Annotated in this window: 2 protein-coding genes; both read left to right on the top strand. The window is 63.7% G+C overall.

What is annotated here, in order from left to right; all coding sequences use genetic code 11:
* A partial coding sequence (locus tag EKA13_RS27030) for a TraM recognition domain-containing protein (protein ID WP_176717499.1) occupies positions 1-921 on the top strand: 921 nt, incomplete at its 5' end.
* The gene (locus EKA13_RS27025; protein ID WP_009459676.1) at positions 918-1667 is read left to right on the top strand and encodes a TIGR03747 family integrating conjugative element membrane protein; all 750 of its coding nucleotides are present in this window, start codon (positions 918-920) and stop codon (positions 1665-1667) included. The genes EKA13_RS27030 and EKA13_RS27025, both read left to right, overlap by 4 nt.
* Positions 1668-1796 lie beyond the last annotated feature (129 nt).

The following is a 1796-nucleotide window of genomic DNA, read 5'->3' as shown; positions in this document are numbered from 1 at the left end:
AGCGGCAAGATCGCCCAGCTCCTGGCCCCGAATTACTCCGACCTGACCGACCCGCGCCCGATCTTCGATTGGATGCAAGTCATCAGGAAGCGCGCCATCGTCTATGTGGGACTGGACGCGCTGTCCGACGCCGAGGTTGCCGCAGCGGTCGGCAACTCCATGTTCTCCGACCTGGTTTCGGTCGCGGGCCATATCTACAAGCACGGGATCGACGATGGCCTGCCGGGCGCATCCGCTGGCACGCGCGTGCCGATCAATGTCCATGCGGACGAATTCAATGAACTCATGGGTGACGAATTCGTGCCCCTGATCAACAAGGGCGGCGGTGCCGGGCTACAGGTCACGGCGTACACACAGACCCTCTCGGATATCGAGGCCCGCATCGGCAACCGCGCGAAAGCTGGCCAGGTGATCGGCAACTTCAACAACCTGTTCATGCTGCGCGTGCGCGAGACGGCCACCGCCGAACTGCTGACGCGGCAGTTGCCGAAGGTCGAGGTCTATACCACCACCATCGTCTCCGGGGCGACCGATAGCTCGGACATCCGTGGCGCGACGGATTTCACGTCGAACACCCAGGACCGCATCAGCATGTCCAGCGTGCCGATGATCGAGCCATCGCACGTAGTCGGCCTGCCAAAAGGCCAGTGCTTCGCGCTGCTGCAAGGCGGCCAGCTTTGGAAGGTTCGCATGCCGCTGCCGACACCAGACCCGGATGAAGTGATGCCGGCGGATCTGCAGCAACTGGCCGGATACATGCGCCAGAGCTACAGCGAGGCCACGCAGTGGTGGGATTTCACCAGCTCCCCTGCCTTGCAGGATGCGGCCTTGCCCGATGACCTGCTGGACGATGCTGCTCCAGCCGAGCCTGCTGCGGTGGCCACCGACACCGACCACAGTACCGACGAGGCCGCGCCATGAAGGACGCCGCCTCGACCGCGCAGCGGGAGCAGAACCAGCGCCAGGGTCTGATCGTCGGCACCATCACCTTGCCATTTCGCCTGCTCGGGGTATTGATTGGCTCGCTGCTGTTCTCGATCGTGGTGGAGTGCGTCGGCATGCACCTGTTCTGGAAGGATCAGGGCTGGCGCCATTCCCAGCAGATGTTGCAGTACGAGCTTGGGCACCTGTCCAGCCACTTCACGCGCAGCGTGGTCGTGCAGGAGCCAGGGCGCACGGCGCACGAGTTGGTGGATACAGGCTACGAATGGGTGTTCGTTCGCTCGGGGCTGCTGGCGCGCATGAGCCAGACCGCCGAGCGCGTCCGCGCGCCCAGCCACGAGCAGGCGCGCAACTTCCGCTACTACATCAGCCAAGTCTATGTCTGGGCCGAGAGCTACCTCATCGCCGCAGCCTTCACGACGCTGACCTTCCTAGTGCGCCTGCTGGTCCTGGTGCTCACGCTGCCACTGATCTTCACGGCCGCCTTCGTCGGTCTGATTGACGGTCTGGTGCGACGCGACGTGCGCAGGTTCGGCGCGGGCCGCGAATCCGGGTTCATCTACCACCGTGCAAAAGCCAGCCTCATGCCGCTGGCCGTGCTGCCGTGGATCACGTACCTGGCGCTGCCGATCTCGGTGCATCCATTGCTGATCCTGTTGCCGAGCGCCGCCTTGCTGGGACTGGCCGTGAGCCTGACTGCGGGCAGCTTCAAGAAGTACCTCTAGCAGATCAATCCGGTCATCTGCAGGTTCCTATTGTTTGCGGCCTGAAACAGCCCCGATCTCCACGATCTAGCCATTGCTGATCACACAGGAATGGCGCGATGTTGGCTCCGATCTGGCTGCGCGCCGCGC

Source organism: Pseudomonas defluvii, from assembly GCF_001695625.1.
GTDB classification, from domain to species: domain Bacteria; phylum Pseudomonadota; class Gammaproteobacteria; order Pseudomonadales; family Pseudomonadaceae; genus Aquipseudomonas; species Aquipseudomonas defluvii.
This window is presented reverse-complemented; position numbering and strand designations above follow the sequence as displayed.

Bases quoted from the DNA above. Each gene is read 5' to 3' on its own strand.
- EKA13_RS27025 (WP_009459676.1), top strand. From the start codon at position 918: ATGAAGGACGCCGCCTCGACCGCGCAGCGGGAGCAGAACCAGCGCCAG.